A 24,947-nucleotide genomic window follows, 5' to 3' on the forward strand; every position below is an offset into this window, starting at 1 on the left:
CGACCCCTCCGTCGCGTCGCTGCCCGTGTAGAGCCCGGCTGTTTCGGGAGGATTGCGCCGCGTGTTGCGTCAGGGCCCGACGCCGCGCAGCTGCATTTCCAGCCGCTCGATATCGTCCCGCAGGCGATCCATCTCCCGCCGCGCCGCCGCATCGTCGGGGGCGGATTCGGCCGCATGCAGGGCGGCGCGCAACGATTCGCGCTTCGCCGTCAGGGCAAAGCTGATCTGGGCACGGGCTTCTTCGGGGGTTCGGGCCGACATGGGTCACCCTTGGCTCGGCCGGAGCACCGCACTCCGGCCTCTCGAACCGGAACAACGGCCCAGGCGCCGGCAGGCTCCATGGGGGAACCCGCCGAGGACTTGACATCGGGAAAATCGGGGCCGCGCGGAAGCCGGACGCGGCGAATCATCCCTCGTCAGGCCGGCAGGGCCTGCTGGGGCCGCGACTGGGCGTAGAGGCTTGCCCCCGCATCCGGGCCCACCACCCGCACGAGCGCCGCTTCGTCGCAAGTCCCGGCAATGCGCAGGCCGAGCTGGTGGAGGTGATCCTTGTCGGTGCAGTAGGCGGCGAGCCGCGCCCGACCGGTCTCCGGAACCCGAGCGACCAGCGCATCGACATCCGACTCGCTCGCGCGGTGCAACGCCGCCAGCAGTTCGATCGGAATCGGATAATGCGCGAAGGCCTTGGGCATAGGCCGGACCTGATTCTGAGCCATGGGCCACCTCCAGGGGTTCGGGACCTCCAGCTTCAGCCGATAGGGTTAGCAGAGTCTTAAGACGAAAGGCGTGCGCAGGCCCCCTGGCTCCGACGTTAGGTCTAGACGCGCCGCATCATCGAATAAATAATTACGCCGCTCGAGGGGTGCACCGAACCGGTGAAGCGGAATGATCAATGCCGAGGCGGTGAACACGGTCAGCACGGTCAGCGCGAGCGAGGCGGCGATCCGCCGTGCTCTGGCGCGCTGCCTTCAGACCCAAACGTTCCGGCGCTCTCCCAAGCTCGCCGCCTTCCTGACCTTCGTCGTCGAGGAGGAGCTGGCCGGGCGTGGCGAGGCGATCAAGGCCTATACGATCGCCACGCGGGCGCTCAGCCGCTCGACGAGCTTCGACCCGACCAACGATCCGAGCGTGCGGGTGGAGGCCGGCCGCCTGCGTCGGGCCCTCGAGGAGGCCCAGGGCCAGGATGGCGTCGCCTGGCCGGTCCGCATCCACGTTCCGGTCGGGGGTTACCGGCCGGTCTTCGAATTCCGCAACGACGCACCCCCGCCGGATCCGCCGGTCTTCCCGCTCCCGCACCCGCCGGAGATCGCGCCGCCGGCGCGCCCGGCAGCGCCGCTCTTCGATACCCGCGGACAGGCGGTCATCGCCGGTCTGCTCGCAGCAATCGTCCTGCTGCTCGCCATCGACGTGGGGTTGACCGCCTACGCGATGCTCACGCCGCAAAGCCAGATGCAAGAGATCACCAAGGCGGGGGCCATCCTGCCGGCCGACGGGACCATCTCCCCGCCAGGGGCGCGGCCGGGGCGCGTAGCTCAGGCCTCGCAGAGCGATCACGGATTGCACGACCACGAGATCGGCATCCGGTCCGACCGACGCGGAGACTGATCCGGATCTCCGGTCCCGGCTCGTTGCCGTCGCGGGACCGGTTTCCCCTTCGCCGGAAAATGCTCTAGCGTCGCCAACCGGACGGCTCCCGGCGGGCCTCGTCCGCAGCGCGACCAGCCCGGCTTCCGGCGCCGGCCGGTTGACACCCGCGCTGCACTGCAACATAATTCTGCTGCGTCGCACAACTTGCCGGACGGCGCGGACAGGACCTCTCGGGGAAACGACCATGACCAACAAGGGCTTCGAGATCCCGAACGAGATGCGGGAGACCGCCGAGAAGGGCCTCCAGCAGGCCAAGACGGCCCTCGGCAATCTGCTCGGCACCGCCCGCAAACTCGCCGAAACGGTCCAGTCCTCCACGGAAACGGCCCAGACCAAGGCCGGCACCGCCGTGACGAAGGGCTTCGACTACACGGAGCAGCACCTCGCGGCGACCTTCGACTTGGCCGAGAAGCTCGTGAAGTCGCGCAACCTCAAGGAGGCGATGGACCTCCAGGGCGAGTACATGCGCAATCAGATCGCCGCGCTCCAGACGCAGGCGAAGGAGTTCACCACCCTGACCGAGGACGCCGCCAAGGCCGGCCCCGACAAGGCCGGCTCCGACAAGGCGTAACGGACGAGGCTGCGGCTCCGCCGGGCGGCGCCGTAGTGCCGCCCCGACGCGTCCGGCCTGCCGCCGACGATGAGACGCTGCGCGGGCGTGAGGTCAGCCATGACGACCGAACGAAGGAGACGATCCGCGAAGAAGCCGTCCAGCCGGACGCGCACGAGGACGCTCTCCGCCGAAGCGGATGCCGGTTCGGCGCCGGAGAGCGCGACACGGCAAGAGCCCAAGAGCCGTGCCCGATCCAGCCGGAGCGGGCAGGGCTCCGAGGCCGCGCGCTCCACCCCGGCGCAGGAGGGGCCTTCGCCCCTCCCCGGCACGGCCGCCCCGATGGCACGCCTCGAAGACGAGACCGCGCCTGCTGTGCCCGCCGCTGACGGAGAGCCGGAGGCCGTGATGGTCTCGCCGGCGGAAGCGCCTGCGGTTCTGGCCGACTCGGCCGTCCCGGCGCCGGACGCCGCGGCGGCACGGCTCGACGCCGCATCCGCGCCTGCGACGGATGAGACCCGGATTCCGGCGGCCATGCCCCAGGACATGATCCCCGAAGCAGCGCCTGCCGCAGCAGCCCCCGAGGCGCAGCCGCAATCGGATCAGGCATCGGATCAGGCGAGGGAGCCGGCACCGGCACCGGACGAGACGGAGCCGGGTCTGGCCGGCCTCGCCGAGATGAACACGCGCGTCCTCGCCTTCATGCGCGACGAGACGGAGGCGGCCCTGTCCTTCTGGAGCGCCCTGTGCGAGGCCCGGACCCCAGCCGATGTGGCGCGACTACAGGTTGCGGAGGTCCGCCGCAGCCTCGCGGCAGCGCTGGCCTGCTGGAGCGATCTCGCCCGCCTCGCCCTGCGACGCCGCGCCTTCTAAATAGAACCTGACCTGCGTGGAAGCCGCCCCGCTCCTCATGCTGAGGTGGCCGCGTCAGCGGGCCTCGAAGCACGCCGGAACGGTGGTCCGAGGCTCTGGTGGATGGGAGCACCGGTCCGGGGTGCTTCGAGGCTCTTTCGGAGCACCTCAGCATGAGGAGCGGGGTGGCTGCCATCGGACGGGGCGCCCTTGCGGCCGGGTTCATCCGTCAAGGTCAGCCGGGCCGGTCGTGAACTGATACGGTTTCCGGTTGATTCCTTCCGAGACGAGGACGCGCAGGGATCCTCTCTCCCGTGCGGGAGAGAGGATCCCTGCGCGTCCTCTCGTTTCCGAACAGATCAACCGGAAACCGTATCAGTTGATCTCGCAAAAGCCGCTGCCGCTCCCGAACACGCGCCCGCCCGCGCACCACGGCCGGACCGGCTTGGCGGGCGCCGGGGGCGGCGCCGTCGTGCCGGTCGTCGCCGGCACCGGTCCATCCTCGGCCGAGGCCGTGCGGAGCGGGGGAGGCGAGGCAGGAACGGGCTTGGCCTCGGGGGCGGAGCGCGGATGCGCGCTCGAGTAAAAGATGCCGAGCCCGATGCGCCGCCCCCTGGCCTGCGCCTCCGGCACGGCGAGCAGGCAGGTGGCCGCCACCGCTCCCAGCATCAGAAGACCGGTCCGCATGATCTCCTCCTCGTCCGGAGCCGGAGAGTGGAGGAGGGGGCCTTAACGCCCGGTCGTCCCGATCCACCGCAATCGCGCGATCGCGGTGGACGCCTGTGGATCGCAGGGGGCCCGGTCAGCCGGCCTTGCGCACCGGCTGGGCTGCGAGGACCGCATCGGCGGGCCGTCCGGTCAGCTCGGCCATGTGGTCGAAGCGCGCCGTGTAGCTGCCGACCCCGGCCGTGGCCGAGCGCAGCTCGACGATCAGGCCGTTCATCTCCGCCTCCGGGATCAGCGCCTCGACCTGATCCCAGCCCGGCCAGCCCGGCCGGGCGTCGAAGCCGAGGATCTGGCCGCGCCGCGCCGTGACGAGGCCGGTCGCCCGTGCGGTCGCCGTGCTCGGCACCGCCAGGGTGACGGCGAGGATCGGCTCCAGCAGCACCGGCCCGGCCTTGGGCAGGGCCTCGTCCATCACGATCCGCGTCGCGGCCTGGAAGGCGGCGTCGGAGGAATCCACCGCATGGGCGGCCCCGTCCTTCAGGGTCACGGCGATGTCGACTACCGGGAAACCGAGGGGCCCGCGAGCCAGGTAGGCCCGGGCGCCGGCCTCGACCGAGCCGATGAACTGGCGCGGCACCGCCCCGCCCACCACCTCGTCCTCGAACAGGAACCCCTCGCCGCGGGGCAGCGGCCGGACCGCGATCGCCACATCGGCGAACTGGCCGTGCCCGCCCGTCTGCTTCTTGTGGCGTCCCCGTGCCGTGGCGGAGCCCCGGATGGTCTCGCGATAGCCGACCTTCGCGCGGTCGAGATCGACCCCGATGCCGAACCGGGAGGTGAGCCGCTCCACCGCCACCCGCAGGTGCATCTCCCCCTGGCCGGCGAGCCGCATCTCGCCGAGATCGGCATGCTGTTCGAGGGCGAGCGCCGGATCCTCCTCCAGCACCTTGGCGAGGGCGCCCGCGAGCCGCACGTCATCCTTGCGGTCGCGGATGCGCAGGGACACGGCATGGACCGGCTCGGGCCGGGCGAGCGTTACCAGGGCGGGCGGTGCCTCGCTCCCCACCTGCAGCGTCTCGGCGGTCGCGATCGGGTCGAGCTTGGCGAGCCCCGCCACCTCGCCCTCGCGCGCCTCTGGCACCCGGGTGCCGGAGGCGCCGGTGAGCGCGGTCAGGCCGGCGATGCGCGCCGAATTTCCGCTGCTGCCCGTCACGCCGTCGCCCTCGCGCAGCACCCCGCGCAGCACCCGGGCGACCGAGAGCTTGCCGCCGAATCCCGCGTGCAGGGTCTTGACCACCTGCGCCAGGCCTGAGCCCTCCGCATCGACGCCGAGCCGGGCCCGCGTCTCGGCGAGCCCCGGCGCCTCGTGCCGCAGCGCCTTGAGGAGCCGCGTCACGCCGTTGCCGTGCTCCGCCGCGCCGAACAGCACCGAGACCACCTGCCCCTCGCGCAGCTCCCGGGTGAGATCGGCAAAGACGCGGTCGCGCGCGGGCTCCACCTCGGAGATCAGGTCCTCCATCAGCGCATCATCGTGGTCGGCGAGGCGCTCTAGCATGGTGAAGCGCTCGGCCTTCTCGCGGGGCCACTCGCCCTCCGGCAGGGCGATCACCTCGCTCGGCGCCTGTTCGCGATAGATGAAGGCCCGCTCCAGGGCGAGATCGATGAAGCCGACCGCGGTCTCGCCCTGCCAGAGCGGGATCTGACGCAGCAGGAGCGGCACGCTGGAGGCGGGCTGGAGCAGGGCGAGCGCCTCCCGCAGCGAGCCCGGTGCGGCATCCGCCTTGTTGATGAAGAGGAGCCGCGGAATGCCGGCCGCCTCGAGGTCGCGCAGCACGAGTTCGAGGGCCGGCCGCTTGCGCTCGTCCGCCTCGCAGACGACGATTGCCGCATCGCAGACCGGCAGCACCGCCCGCATGTCGTGCGCGAACTCGACCGAGCCGGGGCAGTCGATGAAGGTGAAGGTGTCGCCGAGGAAGCTCACGCTCGCGACGGCCGGCTCCACGCTCATGCCGTGAGCCCGCGCCTCCGCCGAGGTATCACCGACACGGTTGCCGGACGCTGCGCGGCCCGGGCGGTCGATCGCGCCCGTTCGGTGCAGGATGGCTTCGAGCAGGGCGGTCTTGCCGCTCTGGAACGGTCCGACGATCGCGATGCACCGGGTCTGCCCAGCCACGTGACGCCTCCTCCGGCCTGTACGGCCCTTTGAACGGGCACTTGCGCGCGAGTTAAGCACCGGGCCGGGCGCGGGTCCAGGCGGATCTTACCGGCCGAGCGGATGCGAGCGACCCGGCATGCTCTCGCCGGCCCACCCTTCGGTCACGCCTCTCCTCCATTCGGAGGATGTCGAATCAGATCATTTTGCATAACAATGCCTCCGAATACCGGATCGGGGCGCTGCCGCGCCCCGGAAATACATCGCCCGGAAGATCAAACGGCGCTCTTCTCATTTGATGGGGGCGCGAACACCGGAGCTTCGCGCTTTCGGCGGTCCGGAGCCTGGGCCCGGCCGCCGAGGCCGGTCCATTGCGTCGGGGTGGACCGCTGGCAGCACCGGCCCAAAGGAAAGGACGATCCGATGGCGATCGACAGGATGACGATGCGGCGGGGCGCCCGGGCGCTCCCGCCCGCGGCCGAGGTGCAGCGATGTCGCACATGATGCTCGTCTTCCGCCTGGGCTGGCTCGCGAGCGTGGCCCTGATCGCCCTGGCGATCGGCTTCTCCACCGCCGTGGGGCGCCCCACGATGCCGGGCGCCACCCGCGTCGCGCCGATGAGCGCGCGCCCGGCTTCCGGGGCGGGCGCGGGCTGCGCCGCGTTGCCGACGGGGGATCTCGCCTTCTGCGAGTGAGGCGGCGCCCGCGCGGGGAGGAGCTGCGCGCCCGCCATCCGCGGCCGATCACCCTCGACATCACCGGCTACGGCAGCGGCCACGCCCACACGGAGATGAAGGCACATGATCTCCTGGCCCGGCCGAGAGCGTGCTGGCCCGCGCGGCGCGGAGCTCTGCTCCGCACCGGCTTGAGCGAAGCCGAGATCCGCATGGCGAAGCCAGCAAGCAGATGTCGAGTGAGACCGCGGCAACCCAGACGAGGATGTCCGCCTGACGCGGCCGGAGATGATCGAGGATCGTCTCGCCCGTCCTCCCGTCACCCGCTCACCCTTTCCCGGGTCGCATTCCGCTGACTCGGCGAGGAGGGATGGGGCTTCCGCGACATTCTCTCGGGCATGAATGCCGAGCGCATCCTGATCGCGGCCGAGTGCGTCGGCGACGCCACCGCCTACGCGCATATGCGCGCCGCGGGACTCATGGTACGGGAGGCCCTGCGGCTCTATGAGACCGGTGCCAATCCGGGCCCGGAGGCGAACATGGCCACGAAGCTGGCGGCCGACGCGTCGTTCGAAGCCGCCAATGCCTGCATCCAGACCCATGGCGGCGTCGGCTTCGCCGGGGAATACGACGTCGGGCGAAAGTTCCGGGAGACGCGGCTCTGCCAAGTGGCGCCGATCTCCGCGAACCCAATCCTGTCCTTCCCCGCCGAGCACGTGCTCGGCTTGGCCGAGGTCCCACTGATGCCCGGACTCGACATCGACCACCTGCGCGGCTGGATCGGCCGCACGCGCGAGGTGGAGGATCTCGTCACGCCCCGCCTCGTGGCGGAGTACCGGGCGACCTTCGCGCCCCACCTCGCGGAAGTGGGGGACGGGGAGGCGCCGCTCGCGCTGCACTGGTGCCTCGCCCCCGAGACGCCGGCCGCCGGTTCGCTCGGGCCGGACGGGCACGCGGCGAAGGGCGGCTTCCTGCCCCCGGTGCCGCTGCCGCGCCGGATGTGGGCGGGGGGCGAGATCGAGACCCTGCAACCGCTGCGCCTCGGCGACCGCGTGGTGCGCCGCGAGACCGTCTCGGATGTCGCCGTCAAGGAGGGCCGCACCGGCGCCCTTTGCTTCGTCACGGTGCGGCACGATTACGAGACGCCGCGCGGCATCGCGATCCGCGAGCGGCAGGACATCGTCTACCGCGAGGCGAGCCGGCCCGGCGCCCCCAGCGCAGCGGTGCCCCGCGCACCGGAGGATCCGGCCCCCGACCTCGCCTGGCGGATCGAGGCCACGCCGGTGCTGCTCTTCCGCTACTCGGCCATGACCTTCAACGGCCACCGCTTCCACTACGATTTTCCCTACGCGACGCAGGTCGAGGGCTATGCGGGCCTTGTCGTGCACGGGCCCCTGCAGGCGAGCCTGCTCCTCAATCTCGCGGCCCGGCTCCTGGGGCGCGTGCCGGCCCGCTTCCGCTATCGGGGCCTGTCGCCGCTGATTGCGGGCCAAACCTTCACGATCGCGGGCCGCCGCGACCAGGAGGGCTTTTCCGGCTTCACCGCGGCGGCGGGCGGCGATCTCTGCATGGAGGCGTCCGGCTGATGCCGCCTTATTACCAACGGTCATTTTCATGTGACCGTTGGTTCCGCTCTCGAATTGTCGCCAAGCCTCTGGTTTGATGTCGAAAATTCGAGACGGCTCAACGGTCCGATGCGTGAGCATGCGCGGCAGCATCTTGGGCCGTTGGTATTAAGCGATCGTCGCATTGCGCCCCGCCGGCCCGCCTGCCAGGGTCGGCCGCCAGAACCAGGCCGAACCTGGCCGAACCGCGAGGAAGCGCCATGTCCCGTTCCGCCGGCCGTCCCGGGCCGCTCTCCCGCCGCGCCCTTTGCGCCGCCGCCACACTTCTCCTCCTCGGTGGCCCCGCGCTTGCGCAGAGCCCCATCGTCATCAAGTTCAGCCACGTCACCGCGCCGGACACGCCCAAGGGCCGCGGCGCGGACAAGTTCAAGGAGCTCGCCGAGAAGTACACGGCCGGGAAGGTCAAGGTCGAAGTCTATCCCAATTCGCAGCTCTTCAAGGACAAGGAAGAGGTCGAGGCGCTGCAGCTCGGCGCCGTGCAGATGCTGGCGCCCTCGCTGGCGAAGTTCGGGCCGCTCGGCGCGAAGGAGTTCGAGGTCTTCGACCTGCCCTATATCCTGCCCGACAAGGCCGCGCTGCGCCGCGTCACCGAGGGGCCGCTCGGCAAACGCCTGTTCGAGAAGCTCGAATCCAAGGGCATCACCGGCCTCGCCTACTGGGACAACGGCTTCAAGATCATGAGCGCCAACAGGCCGCTGCGCCAGCCGGCGGATTTCCGCGGCCTCAAGATGCGCATCCAGTCCTCGAAGGTGCTGGAGGCCCAGTTCCGGGCGCTCGGCGCGATCCCGCAGGTGATGGCCTTCTCGGAAGTCTACCAGGGCATGCAGACGGGCGTCGTCGACGGCTCCGAGAACACCCCCTCGAACATGTTCACCCAGAAGCACCACGAGGTGCAGAAGTTCGCGACCCTCTCCGACCACGGCTACATCGGCTATGCGGTAATCACGAACAAGAAATTCTGGAACGGCCTGCCCGCGGAAGTGCGCGGCCAGCTCGAGAAGGCGATGGCCGAGGCGACGACCTACGCCAACGAGATGGCGGGCAAGGACAACGCCGATGCCCTCGAGGAGATGAAGAAATCGGGCAAGATCACCTTCATCGAACTCACCCCCGACGAGAAGGCGGCGTGGCACAAGGCCCTGGAGCCGGTCACCGTCGAGATGTCGAAGCGGGTCGGCAAGGACGTGATCGACGAGTTCCAGCGCGAGGCACGCACGCAGTAGGCGGCCCGGGCCTCAAGCCCCGGATCACCGGAAGAAGACCCTCCCTCTCCCGTCCGGGAGAGGGGGATCCCGCGACTTAGAACCCGGCTCTCCGCGAGGTCGTCACGTCCCATGATCCTGCTGCGCGTCCTCGACCGCCTGGAGGAGGTCCTGATCGCGAGCCTGATGGCCGCGGCAACGCTCCTGATCTTCGTCGCCGTCGTCCACCGCTACGCCTCGGGGATCGATCTCCTCTTCCCCATCACCTCGGCGATCCACCTGTCCTGGGCGCAGGAGCTCTGCATCTACATGTTCGTGTGGATGGCGAAGTTCGGGGCGGCCTATGGCGTGCGCACCGGCATCCATGTCGGGGTCGATGTGCTGGTCAACCGGCTCGACCCGGCGATCCGCAACAAGGTCATCCTGTTCGGCCTGCTCTGCGGGGCGCTGTTCACGGCGATCATCGGCACGATGGGCGCGAAGTTCGTGCTCGGCCTCGTCGACACCGACCAGACTTCGCCGGACCTCGAGATCCCGAGCTGGATCGTCTACCTCGCCATCCCGCTCGGCTCCTACCTGATGTGCTTCCGCTTCCTCCAGGTCGCCTGGAGCTTCGCGCACACGGGCGAACTGCCCCACCACGATCCCGGCCACGTGGAGGGCGTGGTCGAGAGCCCGCAGGCCGCCCGCGACCTCGCGGCCGAGGAGCGCGCGCGATGAACGGCGCCGTCATCTTCGGGCTGCTCATCGCCCTGATGCTCACCGGCATGCCGATCTCGATCGCGCTCGGCCTGTCGGTGCTCACCTTCCTGTTCGTGATGACGAGCGTCCCGATCGAGGCGGTGGCGCTGAAGCTGTTCACCGGGATCGAGAACTTCGAGATCATGGCGATCCCGTTCTTCATCCTGTCGGGCAATTTCCTCACCCATGGCGGCGTCGCCCGGCGGATGATTGCCTTCGCGACCTCGATGGTCGGTCACTGGCACGGGGGCCTCGGCCTTGCCGGCGTGATGGCCTGCGCGCTCTTCGCGGCGATCTCCGGGTCGAGCCCCGCCACCGTGGTGGCGATCGGCTCGATCATCCTGCCCGCCATGGTGGCGCAGGGCTTCCCGAAGCGGTTCGGGGCGGGCGTGATCACCACCTCGGGGGCGCTCGGCATCCTGATCCCACCCTCGATCGTGATGGTGATGTACGCGGTGGCGACGAGCGGCGCCGTCGTGTTCGGGCCCGACGGCAACCGGGTGTCCTCGGCCTCGATCTCGACCCTGTTCGTGGCCGGCGTGGTGCCGGGGCTGATGCTGGCCTCGCTGCTCGGCTTCACCACCTGGTACCGCGCCCGCAAATACGATTACCCGCGCATGCCGCGCGCCTCCTGGCGCCAGCGCTGGGTGGCATTCCGCAAGTCCATGTGGGGGCTGCTGCTGATCGTGCTCGTGCTCGGCGGCATCTACACCGGCGCCTTCACGCCCACCGAGGCGGCGGCGGTGAGCGCCGTCTACGCCTTCGTGATCGCGGTCTTCGTCTACCGTGACCTAACCTGGCGCGACGTGCCGCGGGTGCTGCTCGATTCCGCCAACATGAGCGCGATGCTGCTCTACATCATCACCAACGCGGTGCTGTTCTCGTTCCTGATGACGAGCGAGCAGATCCCGCAGGCGATGGCGAGCTGGATCACGCAGGCGGGTCTCGGCTGGGTCGTCTTCCTGCTCATCGTCAACGTGCTGCTGCTTGTTGCCGGCAACGTGATGGAGCCGTCCTCCATCGTGCTGATCATGGCGCCGATCCTGTTCCCGATCGCCGCCAAGCTCGGCATCGACCCGGTGCATTTCGGCATCCTGATCGTGGTCAACATGGAGGTCGGCATGTGCCACCCGCCGGTGGGGCTCAACCTCTACGTGGCGTCGGGCATCACCAAGATGGGCATCACGGAACTCACCATCGCGGTCTGGCCCTGGCTCCTCACCATGCTGGTCTTCCTGGTGATCGTGACCTACGTGCCGGCCCTGTCGCTCTGGCTGCCGCGCCTCCTCGGGATGATGTGAGGCTCCTTGATTCCGCATCATTCGCAGAACCGTGGGACACTTCGGCGGGGTGCGCTCTAGCTTTCCGGGGCGAGATCGCCTTCCCAGGAGCACGCCATGGCCCTCGTCGTCCCCGTCATCCTCGGCTCCGTCCGCCACGAGCGGAACGGCGCGCGGGCCGCCCGCTACGTGGTGAAGGCCCTCGAAGCCCGCGGCCACGAGGCGCCGCTCGTCGACCCGGCCGCCCTCGCCCTGCCGCTCCTCGACCGGATGTACAAGGAATATCCGGCCGGCGAGGCGCCCGAGGTCCTGGAATCGCTCGCCGCCACCTATCGGCGCGCCGACGCCTTCGTGATCGTCTCGGCGGAGTACAATCACAGCATCCCGCCGGCGCTCTCCAACACGCTCGACCATTTCCTGGAGGAGTATTTCTGGCGGCCCTCGGGAATCGTCTGCTACTCGGCCGGGCGCTATGGCGGCGTGCGGGCGGCGATGCAGCTGCGGGCCATGCTCGGCGAACTCGGCATGCCGAGCATCCCCTCGCTCCTCCCGATCCCGGAGGTGCACAAGGCCCTCGATCCGGACGGGGCGCCGCTCCAGCCCTGGCTGGACACCTCCGCCGGCCGCTTCTTCGACGAGCTCACATGGTACGCCGAGGCCCTGAGGGCGCGGCGGAGCCACGGCACGCCGTATTGATTGCGTCGAAGCCGCCCCCCCGAGCGTGAGTGGCGGTCGTTCCGGAGAACGAATCGGACAGTTCATCCGGCCGCGTTCATGATGAGCGGATCATGCGCTGAACTGGCCACCCGCAAGAGCCTGTTAAGGAAACCTAGTCATTCCTGATGATGTCTCCGACCTGCCGATCGGGACGTCCCGGGCTCCGGCCTCTCGGTCCGAGCCTCACGCCTGGTGAGGATCCGATGTCCGTTCTGCGTTTCCGCCCATCCCCCGCCAGCCTGGTCGTCATGGCCCTCGGAGGCTTCGCCCTGTTCGGGTGGAGCGCCTTCGGCGTCACCGCGGCGGGCCAGCACAGCCTCGAAGCCCGTCTGGCTCAGGCCGAGGGGGAGCGCGACGCGCTCCAGGCTTGGCAGAAGCAGTTCCGCGACGTGGAAGCCGAGCTGCGCGAGATGCAGGGCAAGATCGGCGCCACGCGCGACGAGATCGCCCAGGTGACGGCGACCCGCGAGAAGGCCAAGGCCCAGCTCGCCGCGACCCAGCGCGAACTCGCCGCGATCACCAAGCGCCTGGATCAGGCACGCGACAAGGTCGCGCAGACGGGCAGCATCCCGACGCCCGAGCCGGCCAAGAAGCCCGCCCGTTAGAGGATGTCCAGCAGGAGACGAGGCCGCCCTTTCCTGTTCGGAAGACGGTCGTGGAAGCTGCCACGCAGGCAGGTTCGATTGAGGGCCTGTTTGGGTGCCGAGGGCAAGCTTATGATGGCTTTATATTTCATATAGCTTGTTCTCCCTCGCCCTCGTCCTGAGGTGCTGCCGCTTGCGGCAGCCTCGAAGGAGAACTCCAGAACCCGATGAGAAAACTGGAACCCTCCTTCGAGGCTTGCTTCGCAAGCACCTCAAGATGAGGGCGAGGGTGGAATAAACTGCTCAAACAGGCTCTGAGCCCCGACACTTTCCGGCCGATGCGCAGCACGGGCAAGTGAGGCCGGGGACCCGCACGGCATGGGCCGCGATGCAGCCGCATCGCGGCCCATGCCCAGCAGCGGCGTCAGCGGCCCCTGGCCGCGATGGCCTCGGCCCAGGCGACGGCCCGGCGGGCCATCCCGATGTGCTGGCGCTCATACATCCGGCCGCTGATCTGGATGGCGCCGCGTTTGGCATTCTCGGGGCGCTCGAAGGCCGCGATCACGTTGCGGGCGATCTCGACCTCGGCCTCCGTCGGCGCGAAGGCGGCGTTGGCGGGCTCGACCTGATTCGGGTGGATCAGCGTCTTGCCGTCGAAGCCGAGGATGCGGGCCTGATGGCATTCCTCGCGCAAGCCCTCGACATCCGCGAAATCGTTGAACACGCCATCCAGGATCGTCAGTCCCTCGGCGCGAGCGGCGGCGAGCGCCATCATCAGCCAGGGCATCATCGGGGCGCGGCCCGGGACGATCTGCGTCCAGGTATCCTTGGCGAGATCGTTGGTGCCGAGCACGAAGCAGGCGAGCCGCGTCCCCGGATTGCGCCGCGCCGCCGCGATGGCCTGGATGTTGAGGATGGCGGCGGGCGTCTCGATCATCGCCCAGACCCGGATATGCGCCGGGGCGTCCAGGGCCTCCAGGCGATCGGCGATGTTCTCCAGGACGGCGGAGGAGGAGACCTTGGGCATCAGGATCGCGTCGGGCCCGGCCTCGATCGCGGCCTTGAGATCCGCCTCGCCCCAGGGGGTCTGCGGGGCGTTGACCCGGATGATCAGCTCGCGGTCGCCATAGGCGCGGCTGCGCACGGCGGCGCAGACCTGCTCGCGGGCGAGTTCCTTCGAATCCGGCCCCACCGCGTCCTCGAGATCAAGGATCAGCGCGTCCGCCGGCAGGGTCTTCGCCTTCTCCAGGGCACGTTGGTTGGAGCCCGGCATGTAGAGCACACTGCGGCGCAGGCGGAGATCGGTCATGGCGTCGTTTCCTCTCAAGCATCTTGCGGCGAGGCGGATGCCGGTTCATCGGACAATGCTCTAGCCGAAAAATTGTGCGCCGCACACGCCCGGCTGCGGGCCGGTCACTCGGCGGCGATCCGAGGGGGCGCGAGATCGAGGGGCAGGGACGCGACGGCGCCGAAGACCGTGGCGAGGCTCGCCACCAGGGCCTCGAAGCCGGGCATCGGCGTCAGCGTGCGCTCGTCCATGTAGAGGCCGCGGTTGATCTCGATCTGGAGGGCGTGGCGGCCGAAGGAGGGCTCGCCGTAATGCTCGGTGATGAAGCCACCCGCATAGGGCTTGTTGCGCACCACCCGGAAGCCTTCCTCGCGCAGGGCGGCCTCGACGCAGGCGGTGAGGTCATGCGCGCAGGCGGTGCCGAAGCGGTCGCCCAGCACCATGTCGACCCGCGGCGCCTCCTCCCGCCCGAGGCTCGTCGAGGGCATCGAGTGGCAGTCGATCAGGACGACGTATCCGAAGACGGTGACGGTGCGCGCGAGCAGCGCCTGCAGGGTGCGGTGATAGGGCTTGTAGAGCCCCTCGATCCGCGCCGTCGCCTCCTCCACCGGCAGGCGGCCGCGATAGATCTCCTGGCCGTCCGCCACCACGCGCGGCACCGTGCCGAGGCCGCCCGCGACGCGCATCGAGCGGATGTTGGCGAAGGGCGGCAGGCGCCCGTCGAACATGCGCGGGTCGAGCTCGTAGGGCTCGCGGTTCACGTCGAGATAGGCCCGCGGGAAGCAGGCCCGCATCAGCGGCGCGCCGAGCCCGACCACCGGCGCGAACAGGCGGTCCACAAAGGCATCCTCGGAGCGGCGCAGGGACACCGCGTCGAGCCGCGAGGCCGCCAGGAAGGACGCCGGATAGACCGCTCCCGAATGCCCGGTGTTGAACACGTAGGGCAGGCTCTGCCGCTCCGGCTCGTCGACGACGAAGGGCGGCGTGAAGAGGCTCTCGGGACCCGGGCCGCTCATCCGGCCGCCCGGGCTTGCGCGACGGGGAGGGAAGGGGGACACAACCTCATCGGGCCAATGTGACGCTCAGGTCCCGGCCTGTCCACTGGTGCGCATAACGGAAGGGCGTCACGATGCGCGGGGCCGGAAAACGCGCTCCGGCGGGCCGAGCCGCGCCCTTGCGCCGTCGAGGAGACCGCATCCGATCGCGCGGCGCACCTCCGGGGAGAAGCGGTTGCGGGCGAGATAGATCCCGATCCGGGCCGGCAGCAGCAGCACGGTCCTGGCCTTGTGCGCCCGCGGCACATGGGCGAGGCGCAGCATGGCGAGCTGGTTGCGGATGAAGGTGTAGAGGCGCCGCGGCGGCTGGTCCGTGAGGGCGAGGCCGAAGGGCAGCCGGATGACGCCGCGGCCGAGCGCGTGCGCCATGCGGATGTCGGGCGCCACGAAGATCGCGTAGCCGCGATACGCCGCGCGCATGCCCCACTCGACGTCGATCGCGTCGATGAAGAAGTCGGCCCGGAAGGGGCCGATCGCCCGCGCGGCCGCGCAGGCGACGAGCGAGCCCGACGAGAAGGCGAAACCGACGCGCCGGACCGGCGCGTCCGGCCAGCGCGGATCGGGATCGGGTCTGGCGCCGAGGGGGCGGCCCTCCGGCCCGACCGGCTCGGCCGCCACGATGGCGGGGCTCTCGCCCGCCGCGGCGAGCCGCGCATGCCGGGCCGCGAGGGCGCGGACGGCCCCGGGCTCTGGCAGGCTGTCCTGGTCGAGCAGGAACAGGAAGCCGTCGCCGCCGGCCTCGGCCGCGGCGAGCAGGCGGTTGTAGGCCGCGCCCACCCCCTCGTTCACGGCGGGCCGCAGGATGGTGAGCGGGGTCGCGCCCGCCGCGCGGCGCAAAGCCGCCTCGGCCTCCTCCGGAAGCGGCGAATTGGCCACGACGGCCAACGCCCGCACGTCCGGCGCGACGGCGCCGACGAGGCGCAGCAGGTGGCCCTGGTCGGGGTGGAACACCACGATCCCCGCCAGCACGGTCTTCATCTCGTCCACGGGGCCGTCCGGTTCGTAGTCCTGGCCGTCGCCGGCGGCAGCCCGGCCGGCGCATCAACCCCTTGTTTACCAAGCCCTCGCTTTATGGAAAGAACGCGTCGAATCGACAGCCGGGACACCGCTCGATGAAGATCCTCCTCGCGGAAGACGACAACGACATGCGTCGCTTCCTCGCCAAGGCCCTGCAGAATGCGGGCTACGACGTGGCCTCGTTCGACAACGGACTCTCGGCCTACAACCGGCTGCGGGAGGAGCCGTTCGAGCTCCTGCTCACCGACATCGTGATGCCCGAGATGGACGGCATCGAACTCGCCCGCCGCGCCACCGAACTCGACCCGGACATCAAGGTCATGTTCATCACCGGCTTTGCGGCCGTGGCGCTGAACCCCGATTCCAAGGCCCCGAAGGACGCCAAGGTCCTCTCGAAGCCCTTCCATCTGCGCGAACTCGTCAACGAGGTCGAGAAACTGATGGCGGCCTGATCGGGCCGGCTTATCGTTTCGGGGCGAGTTCTCTATATCCGGCCGGTGCGAGACCCCCGCGAGAGCCGCCGGATGCAGCCCGTCACGATCTACACCACGAGCTGGTGCCCCTATTGCACGGCGGCGAAGTCCCTTCTGCGCGAGAAGGGCGCCGCCTTCACGGAAATCGACATTGAGGTGAAGGCCGGCGCGCGGCGCGAGATGATCGGGAAGGCGGGCGGGCGCACCAGCGTGCCGCAGATCTTCATCGGCAGCACCCATGTGGGCGGGTGCGACGACCTCTACGCCCTCGACCGCGCGGGCAGGCTCGATCCGCTGCTGGCGGGCTGACGCGAGGGTCCGGGGACCCCGCGAGGATCCGGGATCCGGAGCGGAACGGCCGGCCGAAGCGCCCTCCGCCGTGCCGGACCGATTTCCACTCCCATCGGACATCCTCTAGGCTGCCGCCCCGCGCGAGAGCCGCCCGGCTCTGAAAGTGCCGCACGAGAGAGCCGCCCATGACCGCACCCCGCTTCGTCGCCGCCTGCGTCCAGATGCGCTCGGGCCGCGACCCGGCGCAGAACCGCGACGCGGCCGTGGCCGGCCTGCGCGAGGCGGCGGCGCGGGGCGCGCACTACGTCCAGACCCCGGAGATGACCTCGCTCCTCGAGCGCAGCCGCGAGAGCCTGTTCGCCAAGATCACGGTGCCGGAGGAGGACATCACGCTCGCCGCCCTGCGCGAGGCCGCCCGCGCGCACGGCATCGTGGTCCATGTCGGCTCGCTCGCCGTCCGCCACGGGGACAAGGTGGCGAACCGCGCCTTCCTGATCGGGCCGGAGGGCGAGATCCTCGCCGCCTACGACAAGCTTCATCTCTACGACGTCGACCTGCCGAACGGCGAGAGCTGGCGCGAATCGGCGACCTATACGGGCGGGGCCTGCGCGGTCGTCGCCGATCTGCCCTGGGCGCGGCTCGGCATCGCCATCTGCTACGATCTGCGCTTCCCGGCTCTCTACCGGGCGCTCGCCGAGGCCGGGGCCGAGATTCTCACCGCCCCGGCCGCCTTCACGCGCCAGACCGGCGAGGCGCATTGGCACGTGCTCCAGCGCGCCCGCGCGATCGAGACCGGCTCGTTCATGATCTCGGCGGCGCAGGGCGGGCGCCATGAGGACGGCCGCGAGACCTACGGCCACTCGCTCATCGTCGATCCCTGGGGGCGGATCCTGGCGGAAGCGGACGGCGCCGAGCCGGGCGTGATCCTCGCCGAGATCGACCTCGGGCTCGTGGCCGACGCGCGCGCCCGCATTCCGGCCCTGCGCCACGCCAAGCCCTTCACGGTGGAGACCGCGACGGCGCGCCGCGCCTGACCCGGCGGAGTTTCGGCTAAGAGGCACCCGGAAGCCTGCGTTTTCGGGGATCGCCCCCTCGCAGGCGCGGCCCGCCATCCCGATATTCCGGTCATGATCCGCTACGCCCTCACCTGCGAGGCCGGCCACGCATTCGAGAGCTGGTTCCCGTCGAGCGAATCGTTCGACGATCAGGTCGCGCGCGGCCTCGTCGCCTGTCCGGTCTGCGCGAGCCCGAAGGTCGCCAAGCAGCTCATGGCGCCTGCCCTCGGCCGGCGCAGCAACCGCTCCGCCCCCCCGGCCCCTGCGGAGCCCCCCGCCTCCGGGCCGGAGCCGGTCCGGCTGACGTCCGAGCCCGAGCGCGAGCTGCGCGCCATGATCAAGGCGCTGCACGAGCATGTCGCTCGCACCTCGGACCATGTCGGCCCCCGCTTCGCGGAGGAGGCCCGCCGAATGCATTACGGCGAGATCGAGCAGCGCGCGATCCACGGTGAGGCGAGCGTGGCGGAAGCCCATGCTCTCCTGGACGAGGGGATCGCGATCCAGCCCCTGCCGCCGCTGCCGGACGACCGGAACTGATACCAACAGCACCTGCTGCGTCAGAAAGCCTGGGCCGTTGGCATGAGAAGGGTCAGGCCCGGCCGGCGCGGAAGGCTGCGGCCCCCGCGAGGCCGGCGAGCGCGAGCGAGATCAGCGCGTTCCAGCCGGCGAGCGACAGGCCGAGGAAGCGCCACGCGGCATCGGTGCAGCTCACCACCCGGATCGTGTCGAGGCTCTTGAGGAAGTCCTTGACGTCGGAGGGGGCCGGGCCGGCCCCGCCGCCGCAATCGCTCGGACCGGGCCAGAAGCCCCATTCCGCCCCGGCATGGTAGGCGCCGAGCCCGGCGCTCGCCAGGAACAGGAGGGCGAGCCCCGCCAGAACCCAGCGCGCGAAGCGCGCCGGCAGCAGCGCCGCCGCCGCCGCGAGGGGAAGCGCGAGATAGTAGGGCTGGCGCTCGGTGAGACAGAGCTTGCAGGGCACGTAGCCGAAGCCGTGCTGGAAGACCAGCGCGCCCCCGACCGTCGCCGCCGCAGCGACGAGGAGGACGAGCGCCGCCGGGCGGGGCGCCGTGAGCCTGGACGCGATCGCCGTCATGACCGCCCTCAGAACAGGTAGCGGAAGCCCACGAACCCGGCCACGCCGACCGCCACGACGGCGGCGGCCACCGCGTTCAGGTGCCGGTCGAGCACCGTGCGGATGCCGATCCCGTAGCGGCTCACCAGCCCGGCCAGGATGTAGAACCGCGCCCCCCGGGTGAGAAAGGACAGGAGCGTGAACCAGAACAGGTCGTAGCCCGCGAAGCCCGACGTGATGGTGACGAGCTTGTAGGGGATCGGCGTGAGACCCTTGAGCAGGATCACCCAGTGGCCGTGCTTGGCATAGGCCTCCCGGAAGGCCTCCGCCCCCTGGGTCAGGCCGTAGAGATTGAACAGCCATTGGCCGACGGAATCGTACAGGAGGGCGCCGATCGCGTAGCCGACGAGCCCGCCCGCCACGGAGGTGAGCGTCGCCACGAAGGCGTAGGACCACGCCCGGTCCGGCCGGCTCACCACCATCGGCACCAGCATGACGTCCGGCGGGATCGGGAAGAACGAACTCTCCGCGAAGGAGACCGTCCCGAGCGCGTAGGGCGCGGAGGGGCGCGCGGCGAGCGCGAGGATCCACTCGTAGAGGCGGCGGAGCATCGATTCGGGGGCCTGTCTTTTCGGGTGCGGAGGCGCCCTTTCAGCACAGGATTGCGGCGCTGGCGAGGGCGGTGCGCAGCACGCGCGTCGGATGCTGCGCATCATCGCACGTCCCGGTCCCGCCTGCCGGAACTCTTCCGGTCCCCCTCCGAAAGAGCGGCCGGAGCGCGCCGCCACCCGCCGGTCCGAGCCAGCGGCGGGCCCGGGCTAACCTGTTCGATCCGGCCGTCCCGCAGGGTCAGCATCACGCATCGACCGGTATCCGCCAATCACCATAGATCGTTAATCCGAATCCGACACAGTCCTGTGCCATATGAGTGATCCACGAGGCCCGACCGTGCACAGCAGCAAACCGATCAGCGACCGTGTTGCGTTCATGGAGATCGACGCCACCACGGTAGCGGCATTGCGACGCCTGTGGCCGGTCATCGCGCCGGCCCTGCCCGATATCCTGGCGCGGTTCTACCAGACGATTCGCAAGACGCCGCACCTCGCGGCGATGATCGGCGACCACCAGCCGCGGCTCGTGGCCGCGCAGACCGCGCATTGGGAGGAGCTGTTCAGCGGGCGCTTCGATGCGGATTACGTGGCGAGCATCCGCCGGATCGGGCTCGTGCACCACCGGATCGGGCTGGAGCCGCGCTGGTATATCGGCGGCTACGCCTTCGTGCTCAACGGGCTGGTGCGGGCGCTGACGGAGCGGGCGGGCCTCGTCGGACGCCGGGCGCTGGCCGCCCAGATCGCCGCCCTCAACAAGGCGGTGATGCTCGACATGGAGCTCGCCATCTCGGTCTATCTCGACGTCCTGGTGGAGGAGCGGCAGCGCAAGGGGCAGGCGCTCGCGCAGGCGATCGCGCAGTTCTCGGAGGCGGTGCAGTCCAGCCTCTCGGTCTCCGGCGCGGCGAGCGGCGCGCTGGCGCTGAGCGCCGAGACCCTGAACGTCGCGGCCGCCGATGCCAGCAGCCTCGCCGACGCGGTCGCGGGCGCCGCCGGGCAGACGGCGTCCAACATGCAGGCAGGTGCGGCCGCGGCGGAGGAGCTTGCCGCCTCGATCCGCGAGATCGGCGCCCAGGCCGGGCGCTCCGCGGAGGTGGCGCAGCAGGCCGTCGGGAGCGCCCAGGGCACCGAGGAGACGGTGTCGGGCCTCGCCGAGCAGGCCCGGGCCATCGGCCAGGTCGTCGACCTGATCAACGAGATCGCCGGGCAGACGAATCTCCTGGCGCTGAACGCCACCATCGAGGCGGCGCGGGCCGGCGAGGCGGGCCGCGGCTTCGCGGTGGTCGCCGCCGAGGTGAAGAGCCTCGCCCAGCAGACCGCCAGGGCGACCACCGACATCGGCTCCCGGGTCAGCGCCATCCAGGAGGCGACGCGCCGGAGCGCGACGAGCATCCAGGAGATCGTCCGCGTGATCGGGGAGGTGAGCACGATCGCGACCACGATCGCCGCCGCCGTTGAGGAGCAGACGGCCGTCACCTCCGAGATCGCCCAGAACGTCCAGCAGACGGCGACCAACACCCAGACGGCGGTGGGCACCATCGCGGCCCTGCGCGACCGCACCGCCTCCGCGGCGACGGCCGCGCAGGACGTCGCCGAAGCGCGCGAGACCCTCGATCGCGAGCTCGCCCGTCTGCGCGCCGACATCGACGGCTTCCTGGAGACGGCGCGCACCGCCTGAGGCGGGCGCGCCGGCCCGACCGGCGATTGACTTTCCGGCCCTTCGCGGTACACAGGCGGCCCTCGCACGGACGGCGCCTCGCGTCGCCCGGCCTTGGCGTTTGGTCTCAGGCCACGCCGCGATCCCGTTCAACCCTCGACACCGCAGCCGGCACGGGCCGGCGCGCCGACGTGAGACCAGACCGATGAAGATCCGCAATTCGCTGAAGTCGCTGCGCGGCCGGCATCGCGACAACCAGATCGTGCGCCGCAAGGGCCGCGTCTACGTCATCAACAAGACCCAGAAGCGCTACAAGGCCCGCCAGGGCTGATCGGCTGGCGGCTTCCGCCGCACCCGGCTTCGCCGCACGGCTTCGCCGCGGCAAGCCATCGCGTTGACCATCCGGCACGGGCGCCGGACGATGGCGGCATGCTTCGCATCCCTGCCGCGCCCTGCCTTGCCGGATTTCTCCTGGTCAGCCTTGCCGGATCGCCGGCCGGGGCTCAGAGCGCGGCCATGCCGGAGCCCGGCGGGGCGCCCAAGACAGCGCCCCGGCCGCCCGCCACCCTGGACGACCTGTTCGCTAGGCTGAAGGCGGCCAAGGACGATTCCGAGGCCCGCGGCGTGGCGCAGCTCATCGAGCGCCGCCTCGACCGCTCCGGCAGCGACACGGCCGATCTCCTGGCGAACCGCGCAGGCCAGGCCCTCAAGGACAAGGACGCCGCCCTCGCGGTGGAGCTGCTCGACCGCGTGGTGACGCTCGAGCCGGGCTGGGCCGAGGGCTGGAGCCGGCGGGCCACCGCCTTCTATCTCCTCGACGATCAGGCGAGCGCGCTTGCCGACCTGCACCGGGCCCTGCGGCTCGAGCCGCGGCATTTCGAGGCCTGGGCCGCGCTCGCCCACATCTACATGGCGAGCGACGACAAGGTCCGGGCGCTTGCCGCCTTCCGCCGGGCCCAGGAGATCTACCCGCGCATGGGCAAGCTGCGCGAGGCGATCGAGCATCTCACCCCCGACGTCGACGGCCGCGACCTGTGAGCCGCCCGGCATGGCGTCCGGCGGTGAGCCGCCTCCCCGGCGGATCCAGCGCGTGCTGACCTGGATCGTCGGCGGGGTCGCGGCGTTGCTGCTGGCGCTCGCCGCCACCGGCCTTCTCGCCACATGGTTCATCACCCGGCAGGTGGAGGCGCGCTATCCGCCGGCCGGCCGGCTTGTGCCGGTGGCGGGCGGGCATCTCGCGGTGCTGGAGGCCGGTCCCGGGGAGGGCCGGCCGAGCCGCGGCACGGTGGTGCTGCTGCACGGCGCCTCGGCGAACGGCATGGACCCGATGCAGGGCTTCGGCCGGCGGCTCGCCGGGGACGGGTTCCGGGTGCTGGCCTTCGACCGGCCCGGCTTCGGCTGGAGCGACCGCGTGGCGGGGCCGGAGGCCGCCTCGCCGGCCGTGCAGGCGCGCCTCATCGCCGAGGCGCTCGGGGCGATGGGCGTCGGGCCCGCGACGATCGTCGGTCATTCGTGGTCCGGCGCGCTGGCGGCGGCCCTCGCCCTCGACCATCCGGAGCGGGTCTCCGGCCTCGTGCTGCTCGCCCCGGCCCTGTATCCGTGGCCGAGCGGGGTGGTGCCCGGTTATGCGGGCTGGTACCGCTCCGGCCTCGGCCGGGCGCTTCTGTGGATCGCCACGCGCACCATCGCGGCACCGCTCGGCCTCGCCTATCTCGACCGGTTCGCCGAGGCGGTCTTCCGCCCCGAGCCGCTGCCCGCGGACTATGTCGACGCAGCGCGGGTGCCGCTGGCGCTGCGCCCCGCGGCCTTCGCGGCGAACCTGCAGGACCTCGACGGGCTCTACGGCTTCCTGGTCGGCCAGAGCCGGCGCTACCCCGAGATCGCGGTGCCGACGACGATCGTGGCGGGCGACATCGACCCGATCGTGCGCACCGCGGTCCACGCGGTGCCGATGGCGCAGGCGGTGCCGGGCGCGCGGCTCGTGGTGCTGCCCGGCATCGGCCACATGCTGCACTACACGGCGACCGACACGGTGGTGTCGGAGATCGAGATGGTGGCGGCGCTCCAGCGGGTCGGCTCGGATTAGGGGTGTGCAAAGGGACGAGGTCCCTCTGCCGGGGTCCCGGGGCAGAGCCCCGGGGCGGGGCCGCTCCATGCGGGCCCGTCAGGCCTTGGCGGCGTGCTCGCGCGTCACCTGGGCGATGCGGATCAGGTTGGTCGTCCCCGGCGTGCCGAAGGGCAGGCCGGCCACGACGAGCACCCGATCCCCGACCTTGGCGAAGCGCTCGCGCACCGCGAACTTGCAGGCGCGGAACGACATGTCGTCGATGTCGCTGGCGTCGTTGGTGACGATCGGGTGGGTGCCCCAGGCCATGGCGAGGCGCCGGGCGGTCTCGCGCTTCGGCGTGAGCGCGATCACGGAGGCGTCCGGCCGGGCGCGGGCGAGCCGCAGGGCCGTGGAGCCGGACGCGGTCCAGGCCATGATGGCTTCGAGGCCGAGCGTGTCGACGATCTGGTGGGCGGCGAGCGCGATGGCGTCGGAGGCGGTGGCCTCCGGCACCGAGCGCTGGGCGGCGATGATCGACCAGTAGATCGTATCCCGCTCCACCTGCTCGGCGATGCGGCTCATGGTGGCGACCGCCTCGACCGGATAGGCGCCAGACGCGCTCTCGGCCGAGAGCATGACGGCGTCGGCCCCCTCGTACACGGCGGTGGCGACGTCCGAGACCTCGGCGCGGGTCGGGACCGGCGCATTGATCATCGATTCGAGCATCTGGGTGGCGACCACCACGGGCTTGCCGAGACGGCGGGCGCCGCGGGTGATGCGCTTCTGCACGCCCGGCACCTGCTCGAGCGGCATCTCCACGCCGAGATCGCCGCGGGCGACCATCAGGCCGTCGGAGACCTCCATGATCTCGTCGAGGCGGGTGAGCGCCTGCGGCTTCTCGATCTTGGCCATGACCAGGGCGCGGCTGCCCGCGATGGCCTTCACCTCGGCCACGTCCTCCGGCCGCTGCACGAAGGAAACGGCGATCCAGTCGATATTGGCCGCGAGCCCGGCTTCGAGGTCGAGACGGTCCTTCTCGGTCATGGCGGCGACCGGGATCGTGGTGTCGGGCAGCGAGACGCCCTTGCGGTTCGAGATGCGCCCGCCGACGAGGACGCGGGTGACGGCCCGGCGGGGCGCCACCTCGACCACCGAGAGCCGCAGCTTGCCGTCGTCGATGAGGACCGTGTGGCCCGGCTCCAGGGAGGAGAGGATCTCCGGGTGGGGCAGGTGGACCCGCGTGGCGTCGCCCGGCACCTCGTCACCGTCGAGGATGAAGGTCCGGCCGGCCTCCAGGATCGCGGAATCCTCGGCGAAGCGCCCGACCCGGAGCTTCGGCCCCTGCAGGTCGAGGAGGACGGCGATGGGCCGCCTCAGCCGCTGCTCGATGGAGCGGATGGTGGCGACGCGCTCGGCGAGGTTCTCGCGGGGCAGGTGGCTCATGTTGAGCCGAAAAACGTCGGCCCCGGCCTCGAACAGCTTCTCGATCACCTCCGGATCCTCGGAGGCCGGGCCGAGGGTGGCGACGATCTTGGTACGGCGGGCGCGCTTCATGGGGGTACCGGATGTGGTTCCCCGGACGATCCGGGGGCGGACTTGAGGACGGGGCCTAAGCGCCCCTCGGGGTGCGGTCGTCCGGGCGCGAGGGCATCCCTCGACCGGAAGCCGTATCATTCTGCATACCAGTTCCGAAG

At 70.8% G+C, this 24,947-nt stretch carries 28 protein-coding genes and 1 pseudogene; 19 read left to right on the forward strand and 10 right to left on the reverse strand.

Translation table 11 applies throughout. The annotated features are described in order from the left end of the window. Nucleotides 1–69: 69 nt before the first annotated feature. Both MNOD_RS28055 and MNOD_RS28060 read right to left on the reverse strand, forming a co-directional pair. Complete coding sequence (locus MNOD_RS28055) at nt 70–261, reverse strand: DUF4349 domain-containing protein (RefSeq protein WP_015932357.1); 192 nt, start codon at nt 259–261, stop codon at nt 70–72. Between the two features lie 155 nt (nt 262–416). Further along, nucleotides 417–716: a hypothetical protein gene (locus MNOD_RS28060; protein WP_015932358.1), complete on the reverse strand. Its 300-nt coding sequence runs from the start codon at nt 714–716 to the stop codon at nt 417–419. A 169-nt stretch (nt 717–885) separates the two neighbouring features. Between MNOD_RS28060 and MNOD_RS28065 the strand changes: the two genes are divergently transcribed. The 3 genes from MNOD_RS28065 (at nt 886) to MNOD_RS41790 (ending at nt 3,070) form a co-directional block, all read left to right on the forward strand. After that, nucleotides 886–1,605, forward strand: coding sequence for a hypothetical protein (locus MNOD_RS28065; RefSeq protein ID WP_015932359.1), 720 nt, complete (start codon nt 886–888; stop codon nt 1,603–1,605). Nucleotides 1,606–1,831: 226 nt separating this feature from the next. Then, on the forward strand, nt 1,832–2,218 hold the full coding sequence (locus MNOD_RS28070) for a phasin (protein WP_015932360.1): 387 nt from the start codon (nt 1,832–1,834) through the stop codon (nt 2,216–2,218). A 321-nt stretch (nt 2,219–2,539) separates the two neighbouring features. Beyond that, nucleotides 2,540–3,070 (forward strand): phasin family protein, encoded by a 531-nt coding sequence (locus tag MNOD_RS41790; RefSeq protein WP_050783415.1) that lies wholly within the window; start codon nt 2,540–2,542, stop codon nt 3,068–3,070. A 354-nt stretch (nt 3,071–3,424) separates the two neighbouring features. Here MNOD_RS41790 and MNOD_RS28080 read toward each other — a convergent pair whose 3' ends face one another. Together MNOD_RS28080 and MNOD_RS28085 are read right to left on the reverse strand one after the other, a co-directional pair. Beyond that, entirely contained in the window at nt 3,425–3,736 is a 312-nt protein-coding gene (locus tag MNOD_RS28080; RefSeq protein WP_015932363.1) for a hypothetical protein, read from the reverse strand. A 115-nt stretch (nt 3,737–3,851) separates the two neighbouring features. After that, nucleotides 3,852–5,888 carry an elongation factor G gene (locus MNOD_RS28085; RefSeq protein ID WP_015932364.1) on the reverse strand — a complete coding sequence of 679 codons (2,037 nt, stop codon included), beginning with the start codon at nt 5,886–5,888 and terminating at the stop codon, nt 3,852–3,854. Between the two features lie 479 nt (nt 5,889–6,367). Here MNOD_RS28085 and MNOD_RS28090 point away from each other — a divergent pair, with 479 nt between their 5' ends. From MNOD_RS28090 to MNOD_RS28120, 8 genes and pseudogenes are all read left to right on the forward strand, one after another. Further along, nucleotides 6,368–6,562, forward strand: a complete 195-nt coding sequence (locus MNOD_RS28090) for a hypothetical protein (RefSeq protein WP_198157681.1) — start codon at nt 6,368–6,370, stop codon at nt 6,560–6,562. A gap of 335 nt (nt 6,563–6,897) precedes the next feature. Next, nucleotides 6,898–7,269, forward strand: a pseudogene (locus tag MNOD_RS48320) (acyl-CoA dehydrogenase family protein); the annotation flags it as partial. 15 nt (nt 7,270–7,284) lie between these two features. Next, nucleotides 7,285–8,127, forward strand: a complete 843-nt coding sequence (locus MNOD_RS28095; protein ID WP_043752307.1) for an HTD2 family dehydratase — start codon at nt 7,285–7,287, stop codon at nt 8,125–8,127. A 239-nt stretch (nt 8,128–8,366) separates the two neighbouring features. Further along, complete coding sequence (locus tag MNOD_RS28100; RefSeq protein ID WP_015932366.1) at nt 8,367–9,389, forward strand: TRAP transporter substrate-binding protein; 1,023 nt, start codon at nt 8,367–8,369, stop codon at nt 9,387–9,389. A 111-nt stretch (nt 9,390–9,500) separates the two neighbouring features. Beyond that, entirely contained in the window at nt 9,501–10,088 is a 588-nt protein-coding gene (locus MNOD_RS28105) for a TRAP transporter small permease (RefSeq protein WP_015932367.1), read from the forward strand. Beyond that, nucleotides 10,085–11,410 carry a TRAP transporter large permease gene (locus tag MNOD_RS28110; protein WP_015932368.1) on the forward strand — a complete coding sequence of 442 codons (1,326 nt, stop codon included), beginning with the start codon at nt 10,085–10,087 and terminating at the stop codon, nt 11,408–11,410. The genes MNOD_RS28105 and MNOD_RS28110 overlap by 4 nt, the downstream gene beginning before the upstream one ends. Nucleotides 11,411–11,506: 96 nt before the next feature. Continuing rightward, complete coding sequence (locus tag MNOD_RS28115) at nt 11,507–12,085, forward strand: NADPH-dependent FMN reductase (RefSeq protein ID WP_015932369.1); 579 nt, start codon at nt 11,507–11,509, stop codon at nt 12,083–12,085. Between the two features lie 224 nt (nt 12,086–12,309). Then, a complete protein-coding gene (locus MNOD_RS28120; RefSeq protein ID WP_015932370.1) occupies nt 12,310–12,711 on the forward strand; it encodes a hypothetical protein in 402 nt (133 codons plus the stop codon). A gap of 403 nt (nt 12,712–13,114) precedes the next feature. On the opposite strand, the gene MNOD_RS28125 is transcribed toward MNOD_RS28120, so the two are convergent. The 3 genes from MNOD_RS28125 to MNOD_RS28135 all read right to left on the reverse strand — a co-directional run bounded on the left by MNOD_RS28125 (nt 13,115) and on the right by MNOD_RS28135 (nt 16,011). Beyond that, on the reverse strand, nt 13,115–13,999 hold the full coding sequence (locus tag MNOD_RS28125) for an HpcH/HpaI aldolase/citrate lyase family protein (RefSeq protein ID WP_015932371.1): 885 nt from the start codon (nt 13,997–13,999) through the stop codon (nt 13,115–13,117). A gap of 104 nt (nt 14,000–14,103) precedes the next feature. Next, nucleotides 14,104–14,994 (reverse strand): N-formylglutamate amidohydrolase, encoded by an 891-nt coding sequence (locus MNOD_RS28130; RefSeq protein WP_015932372.1) that lies wholly within the window; start codon nt 14,992–14,994, stop codon nt 14,104–14,106. A gap of 108 nt (nt 14,995–15,102) precedes the next feature. Beyond that, nucleotides 15,103–16,011: a glycosyltransferase family protein gene (locus MNOD_RS28135; protein ID WP_015932373.1), complete on the reverse strand. Its 909-nt coding sequence runs from the start codon at nt 16,009–16,011 to the stop codon at nt 15,103–15,105. A 134-nt stretch (nt 16,012–16,145) separates the two neighbouring features. Between MNOD_RS28135 and cpdR the strand changes: the two genes are divergently transcribed. The 4 genes from cpdR to MNOD_RS28155 all read left to right on the forward strand — a co-directional run bounded on the left by cpdR (nt 16,146) and on the right by MNOD_RS28155 (nt 18,406). Continuing rightward, the gene (gene cpdR, locus MNOD_RS28140; RefSeq protein ID WP_012334928.1) at nt 16,146–16,502 is read left to right on the forward strand and encodes a cell cycle two-component system response regulator CpdR; all 357 of its coding nucleotides are present in this window, start codon (nt 16,146–16,148) and stop codon (nt 16,500–16,502) included. Nucleotides 16,503–16,574: 72 nt separating this feature from the next. Further along, on the forward strand, nt 16,575–16,832 hold the full coding sequence (gene grxC / locus MNOD_RS28145) for a glutaredoxin 3 (protein WP_015932374.1): 258 nt from the start codon (nt 16,575–16,577) through the stop codon (nt 16,830–16,832). A gap of 167 nt (nt 16,833–16,999) precedes the next feature. Beyond that, on the forward strand, nt 17,000–17,848 hold the full coding sequence (locus MNOD_RS28150; RefSeq protein WP_015932375.1) for a carbon-nitrogen hydrolase family protein: 849 nt from the start codon (nt 17,000–17,002) through the stop codon (nt 17,846–17,848). Nucleotides 17,849–17,941: 93 nt separating this feature from the next. Next, nucleotides 17,942–18,406, forward strand: coding sequence for a DUF1178 family protein (locus tag MNOD_RS28155; protein WP_015932376.1), 465 nt, complete (start codon nt 17,942–17,944; stop codon nt 18,404–18,406). Between the two features lie 52 nt (nt 18,407–18,458). Here MNOD_RS28155 and MNOD_RS28160 read toward each other — a convergent pair whose 3' ends face one another. After that, on the reverse strand, nt 18,459–18,962 hold the full coding sequence (locus MNOD_RS28160; RefSeq protein WP_015932377.1) for a disulfide bond formation protein B: 504 nt from the start codon (nt 18,960–18,962) through the stop codon (nt 18,459–18,461). 8 nt (nt 18,963–18,970) lie between these two features. Then, nucleotides 18,971–19,552 (reverse strand): YqaA family protein, encoded by a 582-nt coding sequence (locus MNOD_RS28165; protein ID WP_015932378.1) that lies wholly within the window; start codon nt 19,550–19,552, stop codon nt 18,971–18,973. Between the two features lie 337 nt (nt 19,553–19,889). Here MNOD_RS28165 and MNOD_RS28170 point away from each other — a divergent pair, with 337 nt between their 5' ends. The 4 genes from MNOD_RS28170 to MNOD_RS28185 all read left to right on the forward strand — a co-directional run bounded on the left by MNOD_RS28170 (nt 19,890) and on the right by MNOD_RS28185 (nt 23,292). Further along, nucleotides 19,890–21,227, forward strand: a complete 1,338-nt coding sequence (locus MNOD_RS28170) for a globin-coupled sensor protein (protein ID WP_015932379.1) — start codon at nt 19,890–19,892, stop codon at nt 21,225–21,227. Between the two features lie 184 nt (nt 21,228–21,411). Continuing rightward, nucleotides 21,412–21,537, forward strand: a complete 126-nt coding sequence (gene ykgO, locus MNOD_RS28175) for a type B 50S ribosomal protein L36 (RefSeq protein ID WP_015932380.1) — start codon at nt 21,412–21,414, stop codon at nt 21,535–21,537. Between the two features lie 98 nt (nt 21,538–21,635). Next, nucleotides 21,636–22,244 carry a tetratricopeptide repeat protein gene (locus MNOD_RS28180; RefSeq protein ID WP_015932381.1) on the forward strand — a complete coding sequence of 203 codons (609 nt, stop codon included), beginning with the start codon at nt 21,636–21,638 and terminating at the stop codon, nt 22,242–22,244. A 10-nt stretch (nt 22,245–22,254) separates the two neighbouring features. Next, nucleotides 22,255–23,292: an alpha/beta fold hydrolase gene (locus tag MNOD_RS28185; protein WP_015932382.1), complete on the forward strand. Its 1,038-nt coding sequence runs from the start codon at nt 22,255–22,257 to the stop codon at nt 23,290–23,292. 78 nt (nt 23,293–23,370) lie between these two features. On the opposite strand, the gene pyk is transcribed toward MNOD_RS28185, so the two are convergent. Then, entirely contained in the window at nt 23,371–24,807 is a 1,437-nt protein-coding gene (pyk, locus tag MNOD_RS28190; protein WP_015932383.1) for a pyruvate kinase, read from the reverse strand. Nucleotides 24,808–24,947: the final 140 nt, after the last annotated feature.

Origin of the sequence: Methylobacterium nodulans ORS 2060, from assembly GCF_000022085.1 — a bacterium.
In the GTDB taxonomy this organism is placed as follows: domain Bacteria; phylum Pseudomonadota; class Alphaproteobacteria; order Rhizobiales; family Beijerinckiaceae; genus Methylobacterium; species Methylobacterium nodulans.